This is a genomic window from Flavobacterium chungnamense (assembly GCF_039539165.1).
GTDB lineage: Bacteria > Bacteroidota > Bacteroidia > Flavobacteriales > Flavobacteriaceae > Flavobacterium > Flavobacterium chungnamense.
Map to the genome: position 1 here is coordinate 78,694 of NZ_BAABCS010000016.1, position 25,717 is coordinate 104,410.

Consider the following 25,717-nt stretch of genomic DNA (forward strand, 5'->3'; position numbering starts at 1 on the left):
TTAATGGATGTAACCTTTGAAATCTTTGTGTTCTTCTTTTAGTAATTCTTCCGATGATAAAGATTTGAAATAATCATAAGTCAATTTCATTCCTTCTTCTCTATTTACTTTAGCTTCCCAACCTAGAATTTCTCTAGCTTTAGTAGTGTCTGGTTGACGTTGTAGAGGATCGTTTATTGGTAATGGATGATAAACAACTTTTTGTTCAGTTCCTGTTAGTTTTATAATCTCATCCGCAAAATCTTTAATTGTGATTTCATCTGGATTACCAATATTAACAGGATAAATATAATCGGAATGCAATAGTCTGAATATTCCTTCAACTTGATCAGTAACATAGCAAAAAGAACGTGTTTGACTACCATCTCCAAAAATAGTTAAATCTTCACCACGTAAAGCTTGTCCGATGAAAGCGGGAATTACGCGTCCATCATTTAGTCGCATTCTTGGTCCGTAGGTATTAAAAATTCTGACTATTCTTGTTTCCACACCGTGAAAAGTATGGTAAGCCATAGTTATTGATTCCTGAAAACGTTTTGCCTCATCATAAACACCTCTTGGACCAATGGTGTTTACATTTCCATAATATTCTTCTGTTTGTGGATGAACTAAAGGGTCTCCATATATCTCTGAAGTTGATGCAATAAGAATTCTAGCTTTTTTTACTCTAGCCAATCCTAAAAGATTATGTGTCCCTAAAGAGCCAACTTTTAAGGTTTGAATAGGAATTTTTAAATAATCAATTGGAGATGCCGGAGATGCAAAATGAAGAATATAGTCTAATTTTCCCGGAACGTGAACGAATTTAGTTACATCGTGATGGTAAAATTCAAAATTTTCAAGTTTGAATAAATGTTCAATGTTTTTTAAATCTCCAGTAATCAGGTTATCCATTCCGATAACAAAGTATCCTTCTTTGATAAAACGATCACAAAGATGAGATCCTAAAAAACCTGCCGCTCCTGTTATTAATATTCTTTTCATAATTTTGTTTCTATATTAATTGATTCTTTGGGGCTTATTGAATTGAAAATACAAAATAATAATGTAAAAAAGACAACGCCTCTTTGCCTACAAAGAAAAGATTCTGTCAAAAATAAACTTATCATTAGAACTGCAAAAGAAAAATGCATAAAATCTTTGTTATTTATTGCTTTTTTTAATGTTTGAAACAGCATAATGACTAAAAGTAAAAATCCAACTACACCAATTTCGGCAAAATTCTGGATGTATTGATTGTGAAAGTTAAATCTTCCATACCCATGATATAGATTATATTTCTTTTCTTTTTCTAATAATTTAATTTCAGAAGCATTTAAACCAAATCCTTGTATAAATAAATTTTCTTCTTTTAAAAGTTCCAAAAACATTCTTGCTTGATAAACTCTTAAAGCAGTTCCTGGAAAGTAATCATTTGGAGAAAACTTTTCATTGTTCCATGCTTCATAGATACTAACGTTGTGCACACCATTCTCAAAAGTTGCTGAAACATCTGGGCTTATACTATTTGGCGCATTGTTTCTAAACTCCTCTTGAAAACGTTGTTTAATCTTGCCAAAAGACAGTCCAATTGCAATAATCCCTATAAAAATTATAAGATTTCTAAGTCTCATTTTGTGAGATGCTTTTGAATAGTAGAAAAAGTAAACTAAAATTAAAACAACAACAACTAGAATTATATTTTTGGAAGAAAGTAAAATAATAAATCCTGCGAGAAGTAATGAGAGTGCTATATCAATTTTAGATTTAATTTCTTTTGTGAAAAAATAAAAAAAAGCTAATGCAACAAAAACTGAAACATGAATTGCATTTAATAGATTAGGTACTAATCCATAATCATCATCGCTTTCTCCATGGTAGAAAAAGCTCCTTGTGTCTTGACTTATTAAATATCTAATTACTGCTCTTAAAAGGAAAAAAACTACAATTAATACCATTGAAAAGCTATAATATTTCAAAAGCTTTTCTTTTTCTGTTTTGGAAATTTGTACTTTCATGAACACCAATGGCAGTAGTAGTAAAGCAATTCCTTTTGGAATAGCTTTTAACGTTTCATGTTTATCAATACTCCAAAAATAGGATACAGACATCCATAAAAACAATACTATTGGAAAGAAAAAAAGTAGATTTATATTGAAATTGTTCTTATTGAAATTTATAAGAACCGATAAAATTAATAGTATTAATGCAATATTGTTTACGGCTAATGAAAATGGAATAGTAACAAGTAATACTAAGGTAAAAATAAAAGAACTATTCTTATTGCTTTCTTGTTTTATGTCTTGAATAACACTCTTCAAAAAGTTGTAAATATTGACCATTTATTTTCTCCCAATTAAAATCTTTAATTATAGCTTGATAGTTATTTTGAACTTTCTGCAAGTTATCAATTTTTTTGACAGATTCTAAAATATTTTTTACTTCAGGAGGATTAGAAAAATAGATTCCATTTTCTTTCAAAATCCCTTTATTAAAATCATTATGGTGTGCAATAACTAATGCTTGCGAAGCCATAGCTTCTAAAAGTGATGGGTTCGTTCCGCCTACAGAATGACCATGAAAATATAATTTTGAAAAATAACGAAGGTTGTTTAAATGCTCAAGATTATAAATTCCTCCTAGAAATCTAATATTATCATGACTTTTAAATTTATTTTTTAAATATTCACCATATTTAGTTTCATGTTTTCCTATGACTAAAATTGGTGTTTTATCATTAGATTGAGCAACACCTTCAAGAACCATATCAAGATTGTTTTCGGGTTCAAAGCGCGCCATAATCATGTTGAAATTTTCTTTTTCAACATTGTATTCTTTTAGAAATTCTTCGTTAGGCGAATCAAAAGGATATGCGCCGTAAGCAATGTAGGTTGAGTTTTTATTATATTTTTCTTTTAAAAACTTTTCAATTCCAATTGAATCTGAAACTAAATAATCACTTGAAATTGCGGCAAGTCTTTCAGCGAATTTTAAGAATTGTTGAACCGGCTTAGAATATTTTGTCCTTTTCCATTCTAAACCGTCCATATTTGTTATAATAATTGGTTTTTTAGGTAAAAGAAAGCACCAAATAGAATTACTTGTGTATCCTAATTGAATAATAATATCAAAATCTCGTTTTCGAGAATCCATGATGCAATTGTAGTCATAAATAAATTGACCGAAAGTTCCATATTTATACTCGGGATCATGTTGATGAATGATATTTACGCCATGAAAAGTTTTTTCTTGAAATTTGTGATTGTGCGAATTATAGCAATATACTTCATGTCCTTTATCTACAAGATAAACCGAAAAAAATTCAGCAAATTGTTCAAAACCTCCGTAATGATTTGGAATTCCACGAGTTCCGAGAATGGCAATTTTCATGAAGTGATTTCTTTTTCTGAGGGCAAAAATAGGGAATTTTGTTGTTTTAAAAAATTATAAAAACTAATGTTTTAATATTAATTCATATCCTTTGAAGGTTTCTTGTGCGGTTTTTTCCCAAATATAATCCGTAAGTATTTTTTCCTTTAATTTTGGATTGAATGTTGAATTGTAAGCTCTATCAATTGCTCTTTTAATTGAATCTATATCGTCTGGCTCACAATAAAATGCATAATCTTCAAAATAGTCATAAGTGTCTCCTTTTTTAGTAACAACTATATTACATCCCATTGCAGCAGCTTCAAGAGAGGATAATCCAGGTGTCTCCATCCAGCTTGCTAATACATGTACTTTAGCAACTTTGTATAAATCTCGTAAATCATCGTGAGAAATTGCACCTAAAAAAGTTACGTTGTCTCCAGCTTCTTCATGAACTTGTTCAACATATTTTTTTTGATTTTGTGATTCTTTACCTACTAGAACTAACTTATAATTAGTTTCTTTCACTGCTTTTACTAAATTCAATGTTGATTTCCTTCCTTCTATTCTTGCCGCACAAAGTATACAATCTTTGAATTCTGAATATTTATTTGGCTTTTCAGTATCGCTATCTGTAAAAACCGATTTATCAATTGCGTTCGGAATGGAAACAAAAGTGTAGTTTTTAAGATTAAATTCAGTTGCAACTCTGTTCATTTCGGAAACTGAATTAGGTAAAAAAACAGATGTGTTATCAACAATCTCTTTCATTAAGCCATAATATCCTTTATAAATCATTTTGAAAACTCCTTTGTGAAAACGTTTTTCAAAATAGTGTTTTATTAATGTTTTTAAATAATTTATTTGATATGGAGAGAGAAAATTGGCTACTTTTTGAAAAATTCCACCACGTGCTTTCCTTTCAAATTCGGTATAAAGACCATAAATTGTTGATAAAGCAATTTTTTTATTTTGCTTTTTAGCATTTATCATTTGACGATAAATGTCCTGAGGTTCCATTAAATTAAACAAATGAACTAAATCATAATCTTTTAAGTCTGGTTCAAATTCTAATGAAACGTCAACGGTTACACCAAGTTTTTCAAGAAATTCCTTCGTTTTTAACATTTGAACCATGTCGCCACCTGGAGCATCAAATAAATTGGTTCGAGATTGAAAAAGCACTTTCATTTTAGCAAATTAAGAGTTGCAAATATAGTTTTTATTAGTAGTTTTACACTTCTTAAAGTTAGGATTATTCTAATAATGAAAAAAATACTATTTCTATTTGGAACTCGACCGGAAGCTATAAAAATGGCTCCGCTAATTCAATGTTTTTCTAATGATGAATTATTTGATGTAAAAGTTGCTGTTACGGCTCAACATAGAGAAATGTTAGATCAAGTTTTGCATTTTTTTAATATTAATGTTGATTATGATTTGAACATAATGAAGCCAAATCAAACGCTTCATCAATTAACTGCTGATTTGATTTCGAGAATTACGGAGGAAATTTTAAGTAAAGAATCGTTTGATTTTGTGTTTGTACAAGGTGATACAACTACTGTTTTAGCAGGTGCATTGGCAGCTTTTTACAAAAAAATTAAAGTTGTACATATTGAAGCAGGACTCAGAAGTGGAGATATGTTGTCGCCATTTCCGGAGGAAATGAATAGAGTTTTGACCTCAAAATTAGCAACGTTTCATTTTTGTCCAACAGAAACTTCTCGAAATAATTTAGTTGCAGAAAATATTACTGAAAATGTTTTTGTAGTAGGAAATACGGTTATCGACGCACTTTTTAAAGGATTGAATAAAATTAAAGAAACTTCGGAAATTGAATTATTAAAGCAGTTTCAACAAATTGATTTTACAAAAAAAGTGATTTTAGTAACTTGTCATCGCCGTGAAAATTTTGGTGAACCATTTCAAAATATTTGCGAAGCATTACTTGATATTGCTGATTTGCATAAAAATGATGTCGAAATAGTTTATCCTGTGCATTTGAATCCAAACATCAAAGAAATTGCACATAAAAAGCTAATTTCCAGCAATATAAAATTGATTACTCCGTTGGATTATCCCGAATTAATTTGGATGATGAACAAAAGTACCATTATTTTAACAGATTCTGGTGGCATTCAAGAAGAGGCACCAAGTTTAGGAAAGCCAGTTTTAGTATTGCGAGAAGTTACAGAAAGAATGGAAGGTGTTGATGCAGGAAATGCAATTTTAGTTGGTTCTGATAAACAAAAAATAGTTTTAGAAACAACAAAATTATTGAGTAATTTAGATTATTACAATTCTATTTCAAAAGCTTCAAATCCTTATGGAGATGGGGAAACCAGTGAAAATGTAAAATTGATTTTAAGCAAATCCGTTTTTGAGTAATTCTTTTTTGTCAGTTATTTCTTTATATGCTATTAAAAAACCAACCAGAATTGATTTGGAATCTTCGGTAAAATAATACCCCATAAGAACCCAGTTTGAAATTAACAAAAATATAGCCGTTCCAACTAATAAAAAATTAATGTTTTTGTTTATTGGTATTTTAGATTTTGGCTGGTTGTATATCAAATATATGGAATATAATAACAATAATATGCCCAAAATACCTGATTTGAGATAGGTTGTCATAAATGCATTATGTAACACATAAATATATCTCATTTCTAAATCACCGAGCCAAACTTTTTGTTTTAAATCCACCTTTGAACCCAAACCCTCGCCTAATAACATAGTTAGACTTCCTTTATATTGCATTTGGCGGATCGTATTTATAATTTCAACCGATCTGTAATTATCGTTAAAATCGATATTATCATGAGTTTTTATTTTACTTTTAAAAGCTTCTGTAGGTGCTATTTTAACTTTATATAAAAAAGCTTCAAAACCAACTCCATTTCTTTTTGGATTTATTGCTAAAATAATCAAGTATGAAATAACTATAAATAAAGTTAGTGAAGTAATTGCCAAAATCGCTCTCTTATTCAAAATAAAATAACCTTTTAAGCCACAGAATAATATAATAAACTGAATAAAATTATTTCTAGATAAATACATTAAACTCGAAAAAGTGATAATTGCTACCATTAAATAAAATTTCTTTTTGTGAATTTCAATATCAAATTTTTTGTGAAATAATAAAATAATTAATCCATAAACTTCAAAATCACTGAAGTAACCACAATAAAAACGAATATCAACTACGGTATGTGCGTTGCGAAATAAAACAGAAAAAACAATAAAAAAAACATGAATTAAAGATACAAAATAACTGATTTTTATTACAGACAAGAATGCCGTTTTATAATTATACTTACATATTTGATAGCCAAGAATTATACCCAGAATTGGTTTTAAAAGATAAGTAAAATCCCGAATTATAGAATATATATTTTCGATTTTAAATTTTGTTCTAAAAACAGAAATCAATAAAATTAGAATAAAACAAGAAAGGTATTTTATAAATGTTTGTGAATATTTTTTTTGAATTGTAATTAAAACACTAAAAGACCATATTAAAAAAGTTAGTTCGTAACTCCCATAATAAGGAATCATTAAACAAAGTGCGAAAAGTGCGAAATAAAATTTATTTTTTTTTAAAACGAATGCCATAATTTAATTCAATTTATTTGCTTTTAAATCAGTGTGTAATATCCAAATTTCTTTTTAATGAAATAGACACAAGTAAAATTCAAAACTATTGTGGCAATTAAACTGGCAATAGCCGAACCATTAATTCCATAAGTAGGAATTAGAAAATAGTTTAAGATTAGATTTATTAGAAAAACGAAAATATTTATATAAAAAACCAATTTTTTGTTATTTGTTAAATTTAAAATTAAATCTACATTTCCACAAACTGCACTAATAAATGTTGAAATTGCTATTATTATTAAAACCGTTTTTCCTGCAATAAAAGCATTGCCAAAATAACTTAAAAGATATTCGCTGAAAATTATTATCAATAGCACAATTGGCAAGGTTACAAATGTAATAAGTTGCGTTGCTTTTTGAATAATTTTTTTTAATTCTGAAAAATTTTTAGATTCATAAGCCTCGGTTACTTTTGGCCCGATAACAATACTCATTGAAATTATTATGATATAAACAATCATTCCCACTTTAAATGCGGCGTTATAAATTCCTACATTTTCTTCGGTCGAAAACGATCCTAACATCAAAACATCTGTCCAATTAATTAAAAAACTCATCACGCCAGAAAACATCATCGGTAACGAGGCGATTAATGTTTTTTTATAAGAAAATTGGGGTTTAGAAAAATTAATTTGTTTAAAAAAGATAAAACAGAATTCAATTATTAGTGTTATAAAAAATGAAATTCCATAGAAACTTACAATATTGTATGCGTTTATTGAATCATTTCTGAACAAAAAAATAAATGTAAAAAAAAGCACATTTGGAACAATAAACATAAACCATCCAAAAAGTATTAATTTTTTTGTCGCAATAAAATAATAAACAGCAATTTCATGAAGTAAAAAAAAGGGCAGGGAAATAGCAATTAACTGAAAAACAGAAGTTAATTGTGTTTTGTGAAAAATAAATATAGCTATTTGTGGAGCAAAAAAGTAAATTAAAAAAACAGGAATAATTGATACAAATAAAACTAATTTGATAACATGGAATAGAAAATTTTGAGCAGAAAAATCTTTTTGTTCAATATTTCTATTTACCTCTACGATTATGGTGTTTTGAACCCCTAAAGTAAGTATTACACACAACAATTGAATTATAGTTTGTGCTAATGAGAAGGTTCCGTAAACTTTTGCAAAATAAAAATTTGAAATTAGTTTAATGGTATAAAAACTAAAACACACCCCTAAAACTCGGAAACCAAGCGATATTAATCCTTTAGAAAAAAGATATTTAATATTGGTGTCTTTTAAAAAACCCGCTAAAGTATTTTTTAAAAAACTCACTTTTTATAATTTATTATCAAATTAGAAATTTCTTTACTCCAAACTTTCCAATTTAATTTGTTTAAATATAAATCTCTAGACGATTGACTTAATTTTTCATAATTTAATGGATTTTCTATTAAATTATGAAAAACTTCGACATAAGCCTGAAAAGTTTCCTTTGGTTCTAATAATATTCCGTTAATGTTGTTTTGAACTGCACCACTTATTCCTCCTGTATTTCTTGAAATACTGGGAACACCGTATGCACTAGCTTCACAAAAAACAATACCATAACATTCCGCTTTACTCGGAACAAATAAAAAATGACTTTCTTCCATTAATGAATTAAATTTTTTAAAATCATTTTTATCGTTTTTATTTAAAAACGGTATAACAGTCATTGATTGATGTTTAACTGGCGGTATGCAACCACAAACAGTCAATTTGACATTATAGTTTTTTAATAATTCTAAAAATGTTTCAAATATAATTTTTCCGCCTTTTCGTTCCCACTCAACCCCAATAAAAAGTAATTTTATCTCTTTATTTTTGTCTATAGTTTTAGGTTTATAATTTATATTTTCTTCATTAATATTTGCTCCATAAGCATTCACAAAAACTTTTCCTTGGGGTTTGTAAAATTCGTTAACATAATTTGCAGCCCAATGGGAAGAATAACTTAAAATAGCAGCTTTTTGAATTGTTTTTTTTTGATTTATGTTAGATTCTTTAATAGAGAAATCAAACAATTTAGTAAAACCTTCGTAATAATTATTAAGTTGCCCAAATGAAGAGTCTGAGGTATATAAAATAGGAATATCAGTTTTTAATAAGGCAATTTCAGCTGGGACTGATGGTGCAAATATAAAGTCATAATTTTGTTTTTTTAAGCGATGTTTAATAATTTTTGCACTTAAAAAGGATTTAAAAAAACTGTGTCGATGATTGTATCGCTTTGAAAAAATAAAAAGAGTTATTCGATTTATAATACCTAATGCTTTTATAAAAACATTATTAATTGGACCAATGGCATCAACAATTTCAAAATGATTTTTTAAACCTTCAAGCATTTTATAATGAATACCAGACCAAGATTTTCTGTCATTTGGGTCCGTAGAGGTTAAAAAGGCAATTTTAAGTTTTGATTTCACAGTTTTTTAATTTTTTTGTAATATTACATTAAATATTATATTTATTTTATTTTTATAGTTTCAACTAGTTTTGATTAATACTGGTTTTTATTTTATTAAACTGGTTTTTGAGCAATGCAAACAGTTAAATAACCCTCAAAGTGCATAAATTTATCTAAAAATAAAAAGAATTTTCGTGTAATTTTATATTTAGTTACCCATTGTTTAAAAAGCGTATCTCGGTCCATAGTGGTTCTACTAATATAATTTAAACCGGCTGCTTTCATTTCATCTTTTAAATCATAAAACTTGTATTCTTTAGGCCAAGGCCAAACTTTTTTACCTAACATTCGTCCAATTAAATACGAAAGTCTGTAAGGAAAAGTATGATGATTTGGATAAGCAACAATTACATAACCTCCTTTTTTAGTAATTCGAGTATATGATTTTATAGCTTTTTCTCTAATATCTTTGGTATAATGTTCTATAACTCCTGAATTATATGCTAAATCATACGATTCGTTTGGGATAGAATTCATAGTGAACATATCTTCGCAAATACATTTAGTGCCTTTAAACTTTAAGTCGCTACATACTATTTCAACTTTTTCTAAAATAGTATGGTCATAATCTAAAAAAGCAGACTGGCTTAACGATTTATTAAGTAACATTAAACTAATTCCAGCTTCGCAACCGATCTCTATCGCTGACTGCAAATTATTTTCGGCTACTAATTTGTTTAGCACAACATTAAATTCTGCTTGAAAACTAGTTGGATTGTTGTATGCTTTTTTAATATGTTCAATGGTAATCCCTTTTGAGTAGTCTAACCAAGCTTGTTTTTGATCTTTTGACATTTTTTAATGATTATGTAAGTTTATTTTATTTTATTGTTTATTAAGAGTTTTATCTGTTAAGATTAGTCCTTCTTTATTTGTTTCTTCATTTTTGAGATACACTGCCAATTGATAGGTGCCTTTTTTTAATTTAGAACTATCAATGGTTGCGTTAAAACCACAATCATCATTATTATAGTCTAGTTTAAAAGCGGCGGTTACATCTGGTCTAGTTGCTTTTTGAACATTAAGTTTTGTTGTCTTTCCGTCATTTAATAATACTATTATAATCCTAGTTTTACTCGGTGACTGATTACTAAAAAAAGCCCATCCTGAAACTTTAATAAGGTTATTGCTGTTTTTAAATTCATCAATGTTACCAATAAAACTTTGCCCAACTAACGTTTCATTAGGTTTGATTTTCGAAATTATTTGATTGATATCGGCTGCTTCTTGTTTATTTTTTTGTTCTTCAAAATTTGCCTTACTTTCCTCCACTATTTTTTTATCCAATTCCACTTCATCTTCTGGAAAAATATCTTCTTTAGTTTTTATTCGTTCGTCGCCTCGCCATACAAAACCTCGAAGTTTTCTAGCGTTTTCGGGTAAGTCTTTTTCTGGATAAATATCACCATCTACATTGTTGAAAAAAGTAATTGTTTCTACTTTACTTTTATCATCCATTATCATATTAATCTTGCTACTAAGGTTTTTATTGATACCTATGAGTTCGTTTTTGTCATTTCGCATGTAATAAACAACCTCTGTATTCTTAATAACATCGACTTCATGAAGCTTATTTTCTAGAAATTTTCCATAAAGATTTAAACCTTTTATCTGATTAAAACCTTCACCAATTGTATCTTTTGAAATAATAAAAGTATTGTTTAACACTTTAAGTGAATCTAGTTTTTCTGTTTTATTGTCACCTATCAAATGCATTACATCACCTGTAAGTTGGTTTTCAAAATTCCAAAGAATTGGTTTTCCAATAAGTTGTGTTAAAGCTCTCTTTTGGTCGGAATGAATTGAGTCACATTTACCGCTTAAATCTGTTTTGAAAAAACGTACATTTTTTTGTCCTATCACAATTCGTTCGCCTGTTTTCCCTGTTAAATACAACTTTTTAGCGTGAACAAACATCGAATCGTTCTCTACTTTATAGCGAATTGAAGCATGCTTAGTCATGTAAACAGAATCCTTTTGTTTAAAAACTTCGCCATAATGTCCTTTGATGATAGCTTTATTAATGGAATCTGTAATTTTTACATTATTAGTTCCAGAGGCATATTCGATTTTTCTATCGTAATATAAACTGTCTCCTTCTATCAATCTGTCTTTGTATTTTATATAGGATTTTTGGAGAAAATGTCCTGTATTGTTCTTGCTGTTATAGTGTCCGTTTTCTGTATAAATAAAGGTTTCTTTACTTACAATAGTTGATGGTCCTTTTAAATCGGAATTTCCTTGAGTTGTTTTATAATCTAAATGATTTGTCTTTATAGTATATTCAGTGTTTTTTAACTCAACAGCAGATAAGAATTGGTATTTTTTTTCCTTTAAATAATAACGTCCTGCTTTACTTTTTAGAGTGTTGTTTTTATTTACAATGGTTCCGTTTGAATTAAAATAAGCTTCTTGAGTATTTCGGTCAAAATGAATAGTATCGGTTGTCATTGTTGACTCTGGTGAAGTCATAACCACATTTCCTGCCGCAAATGCTTTTTTGATATTTCCATTATACTCGGCATATTTACTATTTAAATAAAGGGTGTCGCCTTGTACCATTTGAACATCTCCAAATGCTTTTATGTAGTTTTCTTTTTGATAGTAATAGGCTTTGTTGCAAGTCATTATTGCGCCATCATGACTAAGTCTCACATTACCTGTTAAAAGCAATGCGTCTGGAACTTCAAATTGATTAATGTCTGAGAAATCAGAATTTTCAATAACAATTGTTTTTGCTTTTTGGGCAAAAACAAATGCAATGTTCATCATTAGAAAGCTCAGTATAAATATCGTCTTTTTCAAAAGTACTGTTTTGTTGGTAAAATTATATTTTATGAATTGATAAAATCATAAATAAAATTTAAATTTTACATGTTCTTAAACTTTCTTTCCAATCCTTAATTTCAACTTGAAAAACCTTCTTTATTTTAGTTTTATCTAAAACACTAAAAGCTGGGCGCTTTGCTGGTGTTGGAAAACTTGTTGTTGGTATAGCGCTTAAATTTATTTTAATACTGTTTATTTCAAATATTTTCTTAGCAAAATCATACCATGAACATTGTCCTTCGTTTGAGAAGTTGTAGATTCCGAAAAGGTCATAAGTTGTTGGTTGTTGGTTGTTGGCACTTCGACTGCGCTCAGTGTGACAAATCATTGAAATCAAAGCTTCGGCTAAATCTACTGCGTTTGTTGGTGTTCCAATTTGGTCATTTACTACTGATAAACTATCTCTTTCTGAAGCTAATCTAATCATGGTTTTCATGAAGTTATTTGCGAATTGCGAGTAAACCCATGATGTTCTTATAATGAAATAATTATCAAATGTTTCTTGAATCGCTTTTTCTCCTTGTAATTTTGTCAAACCATAAACTCCAGTTGGATTTGGTAAGTCTTCCTCTTTATAAGCTATTTTGTTAGTTCCATCGAAAACAAAATCAGTAGAGACATGAAGTAAAATAGTGTCATATTCCTTACAAGCCTCAGCTAAGTTTCTTGCGCCAATTATGTTTATTAATTGTGCTTTTTCTTGTTCACTTTCTGCTTTATCAACTGCTGTGTAGGCTGCTCCGTTTATACAATAGTTTGGTTTGTACTTTACAAAAACTGCTTCACAACTTTCCTTTTTAGTAATATCTAAATCTGAAGAAGAGCAAAAAACAAAATCTATTTCTGGATAATTTCCTGAAATAGATTGTAATGCTTGTCCTAGTTGTCCGTTTGCTCCTGTTACTAAAACTACCATACTTTTTTAGCTATTTTTAAATTGGGAAGCTGTTGGTCTTTTTCAGATATAATTAGTTCATCAACATCAAATTGCCAATCAATATTGATATCTGAATCGTTATATTTTATTCCGCCTTCGCTTTCTTTGTTGTAAAAATTATCGCATTTATAAAAGAAGTTGGCTTTTTCGCTCAAAACCAAAAATCCATGAGCAAATCCTCTTGGAATAAAAAACTGTTTTTGGTTATCACCTGAAAGTAAAATAGCAATATGCTGTCCAAAAGTTTCAGAATTTGGTCTTATGTCTACTGCAACATCAAGTACTTCTCCATTTAAAACTCTTACAAGTTTTGCTTGAGCATGTTCTCCTGTTTGATAATGCAATCCTCTAAGTACTCCTCTCGAAGAGTAGGATTGATTGTCTTGAACGAAATGTACTCTTTCACCTGTTCCTTTTTCAAAAGTTTGCTCATTAAAGCTTTCCATAAAATAACCTCGCTCATCATTAATTATTTTTGGTTCTATAATAAAACAACCTTTGAGTTTTGTTTCTGTAAAAATCATGTTCAATAGCAATTTCAATAGCAAAAATCAAAGTCAATTTCTAAAAAATCAAACTTCATTTAAACTTAAATTAATTTTATTCTTCTAATAAACTCATTAAATGTAATCCGTAACCGCTTTTCAATAATGGTGTTGCAAGTTCTTTTAATTGTTTAGCATCAATAAATCCCATTTTGTATGCCGCTTCCTCGATTGCGCCTATCTTCAATCCTTGGCGTTCTTCAATTACTTGTACAAACTGTCCGGCTTGCATTAACGATTGAAAAGTTCCTGTATCAAGCCAAGCTGTGCCTCTATCAAGAATACTAACTTTTAGATTTCCTCTCATTAGATATTCTTTATTGACATCTGTTATTTCAAGTTCACCTCGATGACTTGGTTTTATATTTGCCGCCACTTCAATAATGGAATTATCATAAAAATAAATTCCAGGAACTGCGTAATTTGATTTAGGCTTTTCAGGTTTTTCTTCTATTGAAAGAACGTTTCCGTCTTTATCAAAATCAACCACTCCATATCTTTCTGGATCATGAACATGATAAGCATAAATAATTCCTCCATCGGGATTACTATTGGCTTGTAATAATTCGGCTAAACCTGTTCCGTAAAAAATATTATCTCCAAGAATAAGCGCGGCTTTATCATTTCCAATAAATTCTTTTCCAATAATAAATGCTTCCGCAAGACCATTAGGATTTTCTTGAACAGCATATTCAAAACGACAACCAAATTTTTTTCCATCGCCTAATAATTGTCTAAATAAGGGCAAATCGTGTGGTGTTGAAATAATTAATATTTCATTAATTCCTGCCCACATTAATGTTGAAAGTGGATAGTAAATCATTGGCTTATCATAAATTGGCATTAACTGTTTGCTTACAGCAAGAGTTAATGGGTGTAATCTAGTTCCTGAACCTCCAGCTAAGATAATTCCTTTCATAAATGTAAAATTTTATTTATTATTGGTCATATATGGTATCGCCGCTTTATATGGTTTTATACAAACTTGTCGTTAATAGCGAGATCATAAATTTCTATTTTGTTTTAGTTGACTGATTCTTATAAAAAGCTAGAAATAGAGAAATAAGCACAAATAAAGAAATAAATAGTATTGGTAAAATCAATTTCATTTTACCATTTGTTCCTTTATTATTTATAATATTTGGAGTTATACTAATATCTTTTATAAAAGATTCTATTTTTACTAATTGTATTTTTTGAGAAGCAATTTCACTAATTAGTTTGTTTTTTAACTCGAACATAGCGTTTATCTCGCTGTTTTCGTTGTTATATATTAGATTATTACTCTTGTTGTTTTTAGAAATATTTTTAGAAATTACACTGATAATCGAATCGATTTGAACGATTTCTTCCTCGTTCTTCTTCATTTTTATTAATATATTCTCCTTATTAATTTTCGAAATCTGACTCATGTAATCATCAGTATTCAAATATTTTAATAAAGGTTTAATAATGTCATCTGATTCTATTCTACCGCTTGATGATATAAGTAAAGAATGATACGGATAATTTTTACTTGTAAGTTCATCTTCAATTACTTTATTGATATCATTACTTTCTGCTAGTAATTTTATTACTTCAAAATTTTGAGTATTTTGAGCATTTGAAGCGATTGCAGTATTATTATTCACAAAATTATATAGATCTACTATTGGCTCTATTTTTATATTTTGTATTTTATCTGAATTGTTAATCCCAATACTTTTAAAAAATGTCTGGTCTTTTTCAGATAATCTTGATTTAATCAAGTCTATTTTTGAATATAAATAATCAACTCCTCCACTTGGCGCAACAATTATTTGACTATCATAATTTTTATTTGAATCTAAAAAATAACCTAATCCCGCTCCAATTATAAATAATAATACTAGGATTAAGGCTTTTCTTTTAAAAAACAAAAGCATATTAAAAATTGACATTAAAACAGCGTCATATAATCCACCAATTTTTTTTGAAATATCAGATAAATCAATTTCTTGATTGTCATTGTTTTGAGAATTTGTACTCATAGAAATATTTTATTTTACGTTGAAAATTTGTTCTAATATTTTGATTGTAATCAAATATGTTGGTTTTACACCTGTTGTTCCTAATCCACCAGATGCTAAAGTACTTCCTGTTTCTAAAGGATTATCTGAAGCATAATAAGCATAACGAACTTTTACATTTGGATTGATGCTTTTTCTAATTTTAGATGCCGATTGAATGGCTTTTTGATAATAAGCTCCTTCCATTTCTAAACCTATTACACTCCAAGTTGATTCGTGAAAGAATTTCAATAAATCTTTATTTTGAAGTGATGTTCCAAGAACTGTAATCATTGGTCCGGCAAAAACTGGAATTCCATTTCCTTCAAGCATTTCGGCAGTTAATTCATTCTCGAAGAAATAATTGTCTGCTGTTCCTTCATTGATGTGGGCATTTGGAATCATGATATCTCCTTTTCCGCCTTCAAGAATTCCTGCTTTACCCATAATAGAAACCGATTCTACATTAAGTAAAATTTTGTCTTTTCCGTTTTTGTAGGGTTTCAATAATTCGTCGATGGTTTCATAAGCCTGTTCTCCAAAAGCATAATCCATTACGATAATTACTGGATTATCTTTTCCAATTTTTGCATTAGGAAAAGCTGATTTTATCCAATCAATCTTTGACGTATTAAATATTTGAACATCAATATTGGTTCCTGATTGGTCTGGAAGCGAAATCATTCCGTGTTTTACTGCAAATTCTTCTACTTTATCACGAACATCGTGCGCGCCTTGGCGGCTCAATTCTTCAAAAATATCAAAATCTGATTTTCCCTTAAATTTCGAACCCAAAACATGAGTTGCAAAAATCGAATTCATAACACTATGCATATTTGCGCTAATGATATGAATTGGTCTTCCCATTAAATTGTTTTCTTTTAAAACTTCTTTGATGTTGGTAGCCCAAATTTCACCATGAATGTGATGTCCAAGGCGTTCTCTCAAAATTGGACTGAAAGTAATCGTTCTTTTGTTATTGTCAACCACTTCTTCAATGGCCAATTTTCCTAACCAATAAATTACATGAAGAAATCTGTCTGGTTTTTCTTTAGTTCCAAAAGAATCATAAATATCTAAAACCTCAACAAACGTTCTTCCCAAAACATTTGCCGCATGAGAAATTGCTTTCTCTTTCTCAATTTGTGATAGCTTTTTATTTTGTAAAGCAGCTTGTTCTAATTTTTGCCAATCGCGTGAAATTCTTCCTTCTTCATCAATTAAAACTCTGTCTTTAATTTTGTGTGATTCGATAAAAATAAAGGTAAGATGTGTCAAAATATCATAAATATCGGAACGTCCACGAGTAATTTCTACATTCATTTGTTCTTCATCAATACGGTAGCAATTTCTTCTACGTTTTGGTGGAACAATGGCTTGAAAATGTGATTTTGAATACCCTTCATCTGAAGTTAAATTGATGTAACGGCATTCTTCAATTCCTACTGGAAGTCTTTCTATTACGTAAAGTAAACCGTTAAGTTCTACTTTTTCTTCTGCAATACTTCCATAAATTTCTGGTCGAAGCTCTAATAATGCTTCCCTTAAAGTTTCTCCTGAAACACCCATTGGTTTATAAAAACCTCTGTTAAATAAATGTCTCATAGTAATGTACAATCGTTCGATAGCTGCCGACGATTCTTGCGCTCGAGAACGCGAAATGTTTTTAATTTCTTTCATTAAATTTTATTTTCTAACCTGCAAATATACTGATTTTCTGCTTTAGTTGGTTAGGATAAGGTTAATTGCCGGCTCATTTATCATCATTTTACTCACTGAACCATCGAGATTGAATTTTTGTTGTTTACTCCATTTTCCGCCAGAATATTCAAATTGAAAATCCCTTTCAACAAAATTATAAAGTAAAAATGGATAATATTTTCTTTGACTTTTTGTTGTATTCGAATTAAAATCTGTAATTGTTGTTTCAAGTTTATTTTTCTCGATAAGTAATTTTTCAAATCCCACAAAAAGTCCTGATTTTGGGATAGTAAGATTCAAATCAGAAATATCAAAAGCATGATTGTTTACACCTTTTTTTACAGTTAGTATCAAATCTTTTTTTAATAACTCTTTTGAGGGAAAACCTAAGGAATCAACAGCATAAAAATGTAATTTTATAGTAGCGTTTTCTATTTTACTATCGGTTAAAACAGTAACTTTTTTTATGTATTTTGTTGATTTATAAGACAGTTTATAAGGAAAGAATTTAGCAACAATTTTAGGCCCATTATCAAAAGCTTGTGAAATCGAATTTTTGGTTTTCCCTATTTCAATTTGTTTGGTTTCTTTACTATTGGAAAGCACAATTTCATCCAATAAATATTCTACCGACTTTAATTTTACTTCTTTACATTCTGATATTTTCACAATTTTTTTCTCAAAACCAATAGCTGTAAATATCAAGTTTTTACTCTTTTCTGAATTATAAATTTCAAAAGTTCCGTTTTCTTCTGAGCTAGCTCCAATATTCTCGTTTTCAACCCAAATATTTACATAAGAAATTGGATTTCCTGTTAAACTATCTTTGACAACTCCTTTGATTTGAGCTGAAACAGAAATGGAAAATAAAAAAAGAAATAGTCTTGATTTCATTAGTTGGTAAGAGTAATTAACATGGATGGTATTAAATATTTATTATGATATTTTCTCATAAGTAGATTTTCATAACTCTTTGGTTTGTCCAAAATTTGTTTAGAAGTTTTTTTCCAGCTGCCAGTTATTGAAGATTGCCAAACAATATCTTTTTCTTCGGGAACAAAACAAAGTTCTGGTTCAATTGACATTGACTTATGATTTACTTTTTTTCCGTTTTTATCTTTATAATTATATTCGAAAAAATATTTATTTTCCTCTATAAGTAACTTTTCAAATGAAATAAAAAAACCTTCGGAAGGAATTTTTATTTTATAATTGCTAATGTTTGCAATGTTCTTGTGTTTTCCTTTTTTTACCATTATAATAATTTCATCGTCGAGTAAGCTCTCACCCGGTGAATAATCAGTATTAACACTTAAAATTTTAATTCTAATTTTAGCGTTTTCAATATCTGACTTTGTTAGAAACTTTATTTCCTTTACAAATGGGTGCGCTAACATTATAGAATCTGGTTTAAAAAAAACCGCTGAATTAATATTACCTATACCAATTCTAAAACCACTAGTTTCATAATTACCAACTTCTATTTCTTCCTTAAACTTGGGGTTTTCTATTATTACTTCATTCAATTCAAAAATTTTTGGTTTTAAAAAAACAATTTCCTTTATAGAAAAAAGTCTTTTTGTCTCATATCCCAAAGCTGAAAAAAACAAGACTGAATCATTTTTTAAATCTATCGAAAAACTTCCGTTTTCTTCAGATGTAGTTCCAATATTCTTATTCTCAACCCAAATATTTACATAAGGAATAGGATTTCCTGTCAAACTATCTTTTACTACTCCTTTGATTTGAGCTGAAAGAGAAACAGAAATTAGTATAAGTAAAAGGTAAATTTTATTCATTAATTGGTTAAAATGAGGTTTATTGCAGGTACCATAACTTTATTATCCCACGGTTTTGTTTCTTTAATTTTGATTTTATTAATTTTTGATTTTATCCATCTTCCTCCTGAATATCGAAAGGAATTTTCTACTTCTGAATAATTAATAACCAAAGAAGGTGCGTAATTTATAGTACTCTGTTTTGTTTTGTTATAAGTATATTCGTAAAGATATTTATTTTCTTCTATGATAAGCCATTCTAATCCAATGACAATTCCATTGTTTGGTATTTTAATTTTATATTTTGAAATGTCTACAACGTTTTTTCTCATTCCTTTTTTAACAGTAACAAAGACGTCTTCGAATAACATATCTTCATCAGGTAAAGAGTCTTTTAGTTGAAATATTCTGATTTTTAATTTTGCGTCTTTTTTTTCACTATCTGATAAAAATACTATGTTTTTTAAATAGGGTGTTTCAGAATATTTTGGCTCGTAAGTAAATAACTTGCCATAAATCCATGGCTTATCTCCTGATAAATGTTTGTGGTGAATTTTTTTGGAATCACCAATTTCTAATTCTTTAGTGTTTTTAAGTTTGGTTATTTCTACGTTATCTAACTGATATACAATCGGATTTAGAATAATTTCGGATGTTTCAGATAATTTACAAATCTTAGTTTCAAAACCAAGCACCGAAAAAACAAGTTTTTTTTCTTTTGAAGTTTTTAATTCAAATGTTCCGTCTTCTTCTGATGTAGTTCCAATATTCTCATTTTCAACCCAAATATTTACATACGGAATTGGACTTCCGGTTAAACTGTCTTTTACAACTCCTTTGATTTGAGCTGAAAGAGAAATTGAAAATAAAAAAAGTATTACTATTGATTTCATTGTTAATTTGTTAAAACAGCTTTAATAACTGGAGCAATAACTTTTTTATCTTCTTGCCACTGCTGATTCATATTCATTTGTTGTTTCACCCATTTACCTGTTCTAAAAGTATAACTAGATTCGGAATCGATATATTGATAGAAAATGTGAGGATCGTAATTATCATTCTTTACAATGTTATTTGATTTTGGTATGCTGATTTTTTCAATATATTTATTTTCTTCAACAAACAAACTTTCAAAACCAACAATGATACCTTGTTTTGGAACCTCTATTTTGTATGTTAACAAATCTACTTCTATTTTATGTTTTCCTTTTTTAACTTGAACAATAATTTCTTTTGACAACAAATCCTCTTCTGGCATATCATTTTTAGAAACACTAAAAAGTCTTACTCTAAACTTTGCAGAATCAAGTTCACTTTTGGTATAATAAATTAGCGTTTTAAGGAATCTCGCATCTGAATTAGTTACATCAAAATTTATTTTTCTAGCAAAAATCCAAGGTGTATTCTGAGGTTCTGGTAAATAAAATCTTTTTTTTGAATCGCCAATTTCAATTTGTTTAGAGTTTTTAAATTTAGTAAGTACAACATCATCTAATTGATAAACTATTGGTTTTAAAACAACATTATTTGCATTAAAAACTGAATATTTTTTGGTTTCAAATCCAATAGTTGAAAAAATCAAATTCTTACTTTTCTCTGATGTGTTGATTGAAAAAGTTCCGTCCTCGATTGATGTTGCTCCAAAGTTTTCACCTTCGACCCAAATATTTACATAAGGAACTGGATTTCCTGTTAAACTATCTTTAACAACTCCTTTAATTTGAGAAAAAGTAAATTGTGAAATTAGAAGTAAAATCCAAACCAGTATTTTTTCTCTCATTTTTATCCTATTTCTGAAAAAAATCAGCAATTTTTCTATCGTTAGAAAGTCTAGGTAATTTATTTTGACCGCCCAATTTTCCTACAGATTTCATATATTCTTGGAAACCGTTTCTAGAAACCGTTGTTATTACTAGTGTTCGCAATACTTTTCCAACTATTAAATCATCGTAATACACGTTTTGCTTGCGCATTGCGTTGTCAATTTTTAACGCAAATTCTTCGAGATTATTGGGTTCTTCCGAAATTTCGGAATCAAATTCGATAAACCATTCGTGATAAGGTAATCCATCCTTTGGCGCAATTTGTGGTGCAACTGTAAACTCATTCACCCGGATATCTGTATTTTCCATAGCTTCTTGTAAAGCGTGTTCAACTTCTTTACCAATTACATGTTCACCAAATGCAGAGATATAATGTTTAATTCGACCCGAAACGATAACTCGATAAGGTTTTAAACTTGTAAATTGAATGGTATCGCCGATATTATAAGCCCAAAGTCCAGCATTGGTGGAAAGAATTAAAACGTAATTCACATTCAATTCCACTTCACCGATTGTATATCGTTTGGGATTTTCTGTGAAAAATTCGTCGGCTTTAACAAATTCGTAGAAAATTCCTGAATTCAAGAGCAATAACATTCCTTTTTCTTTTTGAGAATCTTGGTAGGCAAAAAATCCTTCAGAAGCCGGAAACAATTCAATAGAATCTACTTTTCTTCCAATTAAATTTTCAAATTTGGCACGATAAGGTTCATAATTTAATCCACCATAAATAAATAAATTGAAGTTTTTGAAAAGTTCTCCAACTGGCTTTTGAGCTTTTTGATGTAATTTTTCGAAATACATTTGCACCCAAGAAGGAATTCCTGAAATCACCGCCATATCTTCGTTGAAGGTTTCTTCAACAATAGCGTCAACTTTGGTTTCCCAATCTTCAATGCAATTGGTTTCCCAACTTGGCATTCGGTTTTTTTGTAAATATTTTGGAACAAAATGCGCTACAATTCCGGATAGACGACCTAATTTAATTCCGTTTTTTTCTTCTAATATTGGACTTCCTTGTAAAAAAATCATTTTGCCATTAACAAAATCGGCATTTCCTGTTTCGTGAATGTAACTTAGAATAGCATTTCGCGCAGCTTGAATATGAAAAGGCATCGATTCTTTAGTCAACGGAATGTATTTTGCGCCCGATGTTGTGCCCGATGTTTTGGCAAAATAAAGAGGTTTTCCTTTCCAAAGAATATTTTCTTCACCTTTTACAACTCGGTCTACATAAGGTTTTAATTCTTCATAATCTCTTATTGGAACTTGCTTGGCAAAATCTTCAAAAGTTTTAATTTCATTGAATTTGTGATCTTTTCCAAACTGCGTTTCTTTCGCTTGACGAATTAAATCATTGAATACTTTTTGTTGTGTTTCAACAGGATTTGAAGCCCATTTTTGAGTTTTATTATGAATTGATTTAGCAAATATTTTAGCTGCTATAGATTTTATTGACATATTTAAGGCGCTGTTTTTCCACAAAGACATTAGGTCTCAAAGTTTTTTCTTTTCTCTATTTTCTTTTCTCTATTTTCTTTTTCTCCTCCTCGGCAACTTGTTTTCTCAGATTCATTTCGGCTTCAGTAGCTGTTAATTGTAAATCTGGTAATGTATCAACAGATATTGCTAAAATGGAATCTTTGTTGACTTTAGCATATTCTAAATTACCATTCAAAACTTTTTTTATGGATTCAAGATAAGCTTCGTTTTTCTTAATAGCAAACTCCAATGAATCTGATTTTAGAGCTAATTCTGTAGCGTCTTTTTTGAGTTTTGTTGAAGTATAACCAGGAATATATTCTCTTAAAGGTGTAAAAGCAATAATAAAAGTAGTTACAAAAATGATTAAAATAGCTCCAATTGATGCAAAAACAAAGACATTCATCAAGGTTAATCTCAATGAAAAAACTTCTTCAAAAGTCTCATCATTTAAAATTACTAAACGATTTTTCGTGAAAAGATGTTTCTTTAACTTTTGCTTTTTGAGGCGCTTTTCAGACATGTTTTTTTATTATTATACAAATATAGAAAAATTGTTGAATTGCTATATTTATTAAGGTTTTTGGTTTTTAAAAAAATAAAAAGAATAACTAAAAACTATATTAAACTTAAATTAATTGTAAAAATTTTTAGTAATCACAATTCACGACCATTTTATTTTTACATTTGCATATTGTAAATAACTGAATTTAATTTTTAATAAATAAAAAAATGAATTTTTTAACTATATTTTTAGGGTTTATGCCAGGAGGATCTGAGTGGATACTTATCATTGTAGTGGTATTGTTGCTTTTTGGAGGTAAAAAAATTCCTGAACTAATGAAAGGTTTAGGCTCTGGAATAAACGAATTTAAAAAGGCCTCAAAAGGTGAAGATCAACCTGCTGATTCTAAAAAAGAAGAAACTAAAGAGTAATCTTTCAAGTTTAAAATAAAAAAATCCCAAATTCTAAATTGTTTTAGAATTTGGGATTTTTTATTTAAAGTATCATTGTAAGTTGTATTCTTTTCCTGTTTTCATCAACCTCAACGACCTTTACTTGAACGTGTTGGTGGAGTTTTACCACTTCATTTACATCACTAACAAATCCTGCTTTTAATTGAGAAATGTGAACCAAACCACTTTCTTTTACACCAATATCCACAAAACAGCCAAAAGCGGTAATGTTGTTTACAATTCCAGGTAAAATCATTCCGATGCGAACGTCTTTTATGGTTTTTACATTTGGGTCAAATTCGAAAACTTTTGCCGCTTTTCTTGGGTCTAATCCTGGTTTTACTAATTCTTTCAGAATGTCTTTTATACCAAGAATTCCGATGGTTTCGTTGGTGTAACTTTCTGGTTTTATTAGAGCGATTTTTTCTTTGTTGGCGATTAATTCGTTTACCGAAATCTTTAGATCTTTAGCCATTTTCTCCACAATTGGATAAGCTTCTGGATGCACTGCTGAATTGTCTAAAGGATTTTTTCCGTTGTGAATTCTGACGAAAGCTGCAGCTTGTTGGTACGCTTTTTCACCTAATCTTGGTACTTTTTTAATTTGTTTTCTATCTTCAAATGGACCATTTTCTTGACGATAAGCAATAATGTTTTCGGCCATCTTCTCTCCTATTCCACTGACATAACTCAACAATGATTTACTTGCTGTGTTGATGTTAATTCCAACCGAATTCACACATCTAATTACCGTGTTATCCAATTCTTCTTTCAATTTTGTTTGATCTACATCGTGTTGATATTGTCCAACACCTATCGATTTTGCATCAATTTTCACCAATTCTGCTAATGGATCTGAAAGTCGTCTTCCAATAGAAACTGAACCTCGAACCGTTACATCATAATTTGGAAATTCATCACGTGCAATTTTACTTGCTGAATAAATGGATGCTCCAGCTTCAGAAACCACAAAAACTTGAACTGGTTTATCGAAAGCAATTTTCTTAATGAAAAATTCGGTTTCACGACTTGCGGTTCCGTTTCCTATAGAAATGGCTTCGATGTTGTAAGCATTTACCATCGATTTTATCTTTTTCATCGCCATTGCCGTTTCATTTTGCGGTTGATGTGGATAAATGGTTTCGTTGTACAATAAATCGCCTTTTTCATCCAAACAAACAATTTTACAACCACTTCTGTAACCTGGATCTATTGCTAAAATTCGTTTTTCTCCCAATGGTGGCGCAAGTAACAACTGACTCAAATTTCCTGCAAAAACATCAATGGCTTTGATATCAGCTTTGGCTTTGGCTTCTTGTAACGTTTCATTCGAAATGGCAGGATGAAGTAATCTTTTGAAACTGTCTTCGATTGCCAATTGAACATGATTAATAGATGGACTATTACCATTTTTGATTATAATTTCATCAATCAAATCGTAAGTTTCATCAATATCGGTTTCAATTTTTAGTTTTATAAAACCTTCATTTTCTGCTCGAAGCATTGCTAATAATCTATGTGAAGGTGCTTTTGACAAAGGTTCTGCCCAATCAAAATATTGTTTGAATTTTTGAGCGTCTTCTTCTTCGGCTTTCTTTTTTACAACTTTAGTTTCGATAACTGCTTTTCGGTTATACAATCGTCGTAAACTTTGACGAACAGCTATATTTTCGTTAATCCATTCGGCAACGATATCTCTTGCGCCTTGCAACGCTTCTTCTTCGTTTTCAACATTTTTATTGATATATTGTGTTGAAAGAAAATCTACATCATCATTTTTTTGAGCCAATATCAAAGTTGCTAGTGGTTCTAATCCATTTTCACGAGCAACATCAGCACGCGTTTTTTTCTTCTTTTTATAAGGTAAATACAAATCTTCAACTTCTTGTAAATCAAAAGATTTTTCAATTTTAGATTTTAATTCTGGCGAAAGTTGTCCTTGTTCTTCAATCGTTTTTAAGATGCTTTCTTTTCGCTTTACAATTTCGTCGTATTGCTTAGAAAGTTTGGCAATATTTTCCACTTGAACCTCATCAAGATTTCCGGTTTGGTCTTTTCGATAACGAGAAATAAACGGAATGGTACAATCTTCAGAAAGCAATTTTAAAGTTGCTTCAATGTTTTTAGGAGTTGTGTTTACTTGGCTTTGAATGAATTGAATATTAGTCAT

23 protein-coding genes are annotated in these 25,717 nt (G+C 29.3%); 2 read left to right on the plus strand and 21 right to left on the minus strand.

The window, feature by feature from the left end; translation table 11 throughout:
* The 4 genes from ABD771_RS08375 to ABD771_RS08390 form a co-directional block, all read right to left on the minus strand.
* Complete coding sequence (locus ABD771_RS08375) at positions 1-984, minus strand: UDP-glucuronic acid decarboxylase family protein (RefSeq protein ID WP_298305063.1); 984 nt, start codon at positions 982-984, stop codon at positions 1-3.
* Positions 981-2,300 carry an O-antigen ligase family protein gene (locus ABD771_RS08380; protein ID WP_345093426.1) on the minus strand — a complete coding sequence of 440 codons (1,320 nt, stop codon included), beginning with the start codon at positions 2,298-2,300 and terminating at the stop codon, positions 981-983. The genes ABD771_RS08375 and ABD771_RS08380 overlap by 4 nt, the downstream gene beginning before the upstream one ends.
* Positions 2,260-3,369 (minus strand): DUF1972 domain-containing protein, encoded by a 1,110-nt coding sequence (locus tag ABD771_RS08385; protein WP_345093429.1) that lies wholly within the window; start codon positions 3,367-3,369, stop codon positions 2,260-2,262. The genes ABD771_RS08380 and ABD771_RS08385 overlap by 41 nt, the downstream gene beginning before the upstream one ends.
* A 63-nt stretch (positions 3,370-3,432) precedes the next feature.
* A complete protein-coding gene (locus ABD771_RS08390; protein ID WP_345093432.1) occupies positions 3,433-4,539 on the minus strand; it encodes a glycosyltransferase family 4 protein in 1,107 nt (368 codons plus the stop codon).
* A 75-nt stretch (positions 4,540-4,614) separates the two neighbouring features.
* Between ABD771_RS08390 and wecB the strand changes: the two genes are divergently transcribed.
* Positions 4,615-5,739, plus strand: a complete 1,125-nt coding sequence (gene wecB, locus ABD771_RS08395) for a non-hydrolyzing UDP-N-acetylglucosamine 2-epimerase (RefSeq protein WP_345093435.1) — start codon at positions 4,615-4,617, stop codon at positions 5,737-5,739.
* Here the strand turns inward: wecB and ABD771_RS08400 are convergent.
* The 16 genes from ABD771_RS08400 to ABD771_RS08475 form a co-directional block, all read right to left on the minus strand.
* On the minus strand, positions 5,716-6,783 hold the full coding sequence (locus ABD771_RS08400; protein ID WP_345093438.1) for a hypothetical protein: 1,068 nt from the start codon (positions 6,781-6,783) through the stop codon (positions 5,716-5,718). The two genes, wecB and ABD771_RS08400, sit on opposite strands and share 24 nt — an antisense overlap.
* A 206-nt stretch (positions 6,784-6,989) precedes the next feature.
* Positions 6,990-8,294, minus strand: a complete 1,305-nt coding sequence (locus ABD771_RS08405) for an MATE family efflux transporter (RefSeq protein WP_345093441.1) — start codon at positions 8,292-8,294, stop codon at positions 6,990-6,992.
* The gene (locus ABD771_RS08410) at positions 8,291-9,427 is read right to left on the minus strand and encodes a glycosyltransferase family 4 protein (RefSeq protein WP_345093444.1); all 1,137 of its coding nucleotides are present in this window, start codon (positions 9,425-9,427) and stop codon (positions 8,291-8,293) included. The genes ABD771_RS08405 and ABD771_RS08410 overlap by 4 nt, the downstream gene beginning before the upstream one ends.
* Positions 9,428-9,522: 95 nt before the next feature.
* Positions 9,523-10,263 (minus strand): methyltransferase domain-containing protein, encoded by a 741-nt coding sequence (locus tag ABD771_RS08415; protein WP_345093447.1) that lies wholly within the window; start codon positions 10,261-10,263, stop codon positions 9,523-9,525.
* Between the two features lie 30 nt (positions 10,264-10,293).
* Complete coding sequence (locus ABD771_RS08420) at positions 10,294-12,240, minus strand: OstA-like protein (protein ID WP_345093449.1); 1,947 nt, start codon at positions 12,238-12,240, stop codon at positions 10,294-10,296.
* Between the two features lie 91 nt (positions 12,241-12,331).
* A complete protein-coding gene (gene rfbD / locus ABD771_RS08425; protein ID WP_345093452.1) occupies positions 12,332-13,213 on the minus strand; it encodes a dTDP-4-dehydrorhamnose reductase in 882 nt (293 codons plus the stop codon).
* Positions 13,207-13,758 carry a dTDP-4-dehydrorhamnose 3,5-epimerase gene (gene rfbC, locus ABD771_RS08430; protein ID WP_345093455.1) on the minus strand — a complete coding sequence of 184 codons (552 nt, stop codon included), beginning with the start codon at positions 13,756-13,758 and terminating at the stop codon, positions 13,207-13,209. The genes rfbD and rfbC overlap by 7 nt, the downstream gene beginning before the upstream one ends.
* 76 nt (positions 13,759-13,834) lie before the next feature.
* Complete coding sequence (gene rfbA / locus ABD771_RS08435) at positions 13,835-14,698, minus strand: glucose-1-phosphate thymidylyltransferase RfbA (protein WP_345093458.1); 864 nt, start codon at positions 14,696-14,698, stop codon at positions 13,835-13,837.
* A gap of 94 nt (positions 14,699-14,792) precedes the next feature.
* A complete protein-coding gene (locus ABD771_RS08440) occupies positions 14,793-15,788 on the minus strand; it encodes a hypothetical protein (protein WP_345093462.1) in 996 nt (331 codons plus the stop codon).
* 9 nt (positions 15,789-15,797) lie between these two features.
* Positions 15,798-17,486, minus strand: coding sequence for a DUF6909 family protein (locus ABD771_RS08445; protein WP_345093465.1), 1,689 nt, complete (start codon positions 17,484-17,486; stop codon positions 15,798-15,800).
* 42 nt (positions 17,487-17,528) lie between these two features.
* On the minus strand, positions 17,529-18,401 hold the full coding sequence (locus ABD771_RS08450) for a carboxypeptidase-like regulatory domain-containing protein (RefSeq protein WP_345093468.1): 873 nt from the start codon (positions 18,399-18,401) through the stop codon (positions 17,529-17,531).
* Positions 18,401-19,306 (minus strand): carboxypeptidase-like regulatory domain-containing protein, encoded by a 906-nt coding sequence (locus ABD771_RS08455; protein WP_345093470.1) that lies wholly within the window; start codon positions 19,304-19,306, stop codon positions 18,401-18,403. The genes ABD771_RS08450 and ABD771_RS08455 overlap by 1 nt, the downstream gene beginning before the upstream one ends.
* Positions 19,306-20,178 carry a carboxypeptidase-like regulatory domain-containing protein gene (locus ABD771_RS08460; RefSeq protein WP_345093474.1) on the minus strand — a complete coding sequence of 291 codons (873 nt, stop codon included), beginning with the start codon at positions 20,176-20,178 and terminating at the stop codon, positions 19,306-19,308. The genes ABD771_RS08455 and ABD771_RS08460 overlap by 1 nt, the downstream gene beginning before the upstream one ends.
* Before the next feature lie 2 nt (positions 20,179-20,180).
* The gene (locus ABD771_RS08465) at positions 20,181-21,065 is read right to left on the minus strand and encodes a carboxypeptidase-like regulatory domain-containing protein (RefSeq protein ID WP_345093476.1); all 885 of its coding nucleotides are present in this window, start codon (positions 21,063-21,065) and stop codon (positions 20,181-20,183) included.
* 7 nt (positions 21,066-21,072) lie between these two features.
* Positions 21,073-22,569 (minus strand): GH3 auxin-responsive promoter family protein, encoded by a 1,497-nt coding sequence (locus ABD771_RS08470; RefSeq protein WP_345093479.1) that lies wholly within the window; start codon positions 22,567-22,569, stop codon positions 21,073-21,075.
* A 55-nt stretch (positions 22,570-22,624) separates the two neighbouring features.
* Complete coding sequence (locus ABD771_RS08475) at positions 22,625-23,113, minus strand: peptidase (protein ID WP_344815810.1); 489 nt, start codon at positions 23,111-23,113, stop codon at positions 22,625-22,627.
* Positions 23,114-23,322: 209 nt separating this feature from the next.
* Here ABD771_RS08475 and tatA point away from each other — a divergent pair, with 209 nt between their 5' ends.
* Positions 23,323-23,526 carry a twin-arginine translocase TatA/TatE family subunit gene (gene tatA / locus ABD771_RS08480; RefSeq protein ID WP_345093482.1) on the plus strand — a complete coding sequence of 68 codons (204 nt, stop codon included), beginning with the start codon at positions 23,323-23,325 and terminating at the stop codon, positions 23,524-23,526.
* Positions 23,527-23,590: 64 nt separating this feature from the next.
* On the opposite strand, the gene ABD771_RS08485 is transcribed toward tatA, so the two are convergent.
* Positions 23,591-25,717: a Tex family protein gene (locus ABD771_RS08485; protein WP_345093485.1), complete on the minus strand. Its 2,127-nt coding sequence runs from the start codon at positions 25,715-25,717 to the stop codon at positions 23,591-23,593.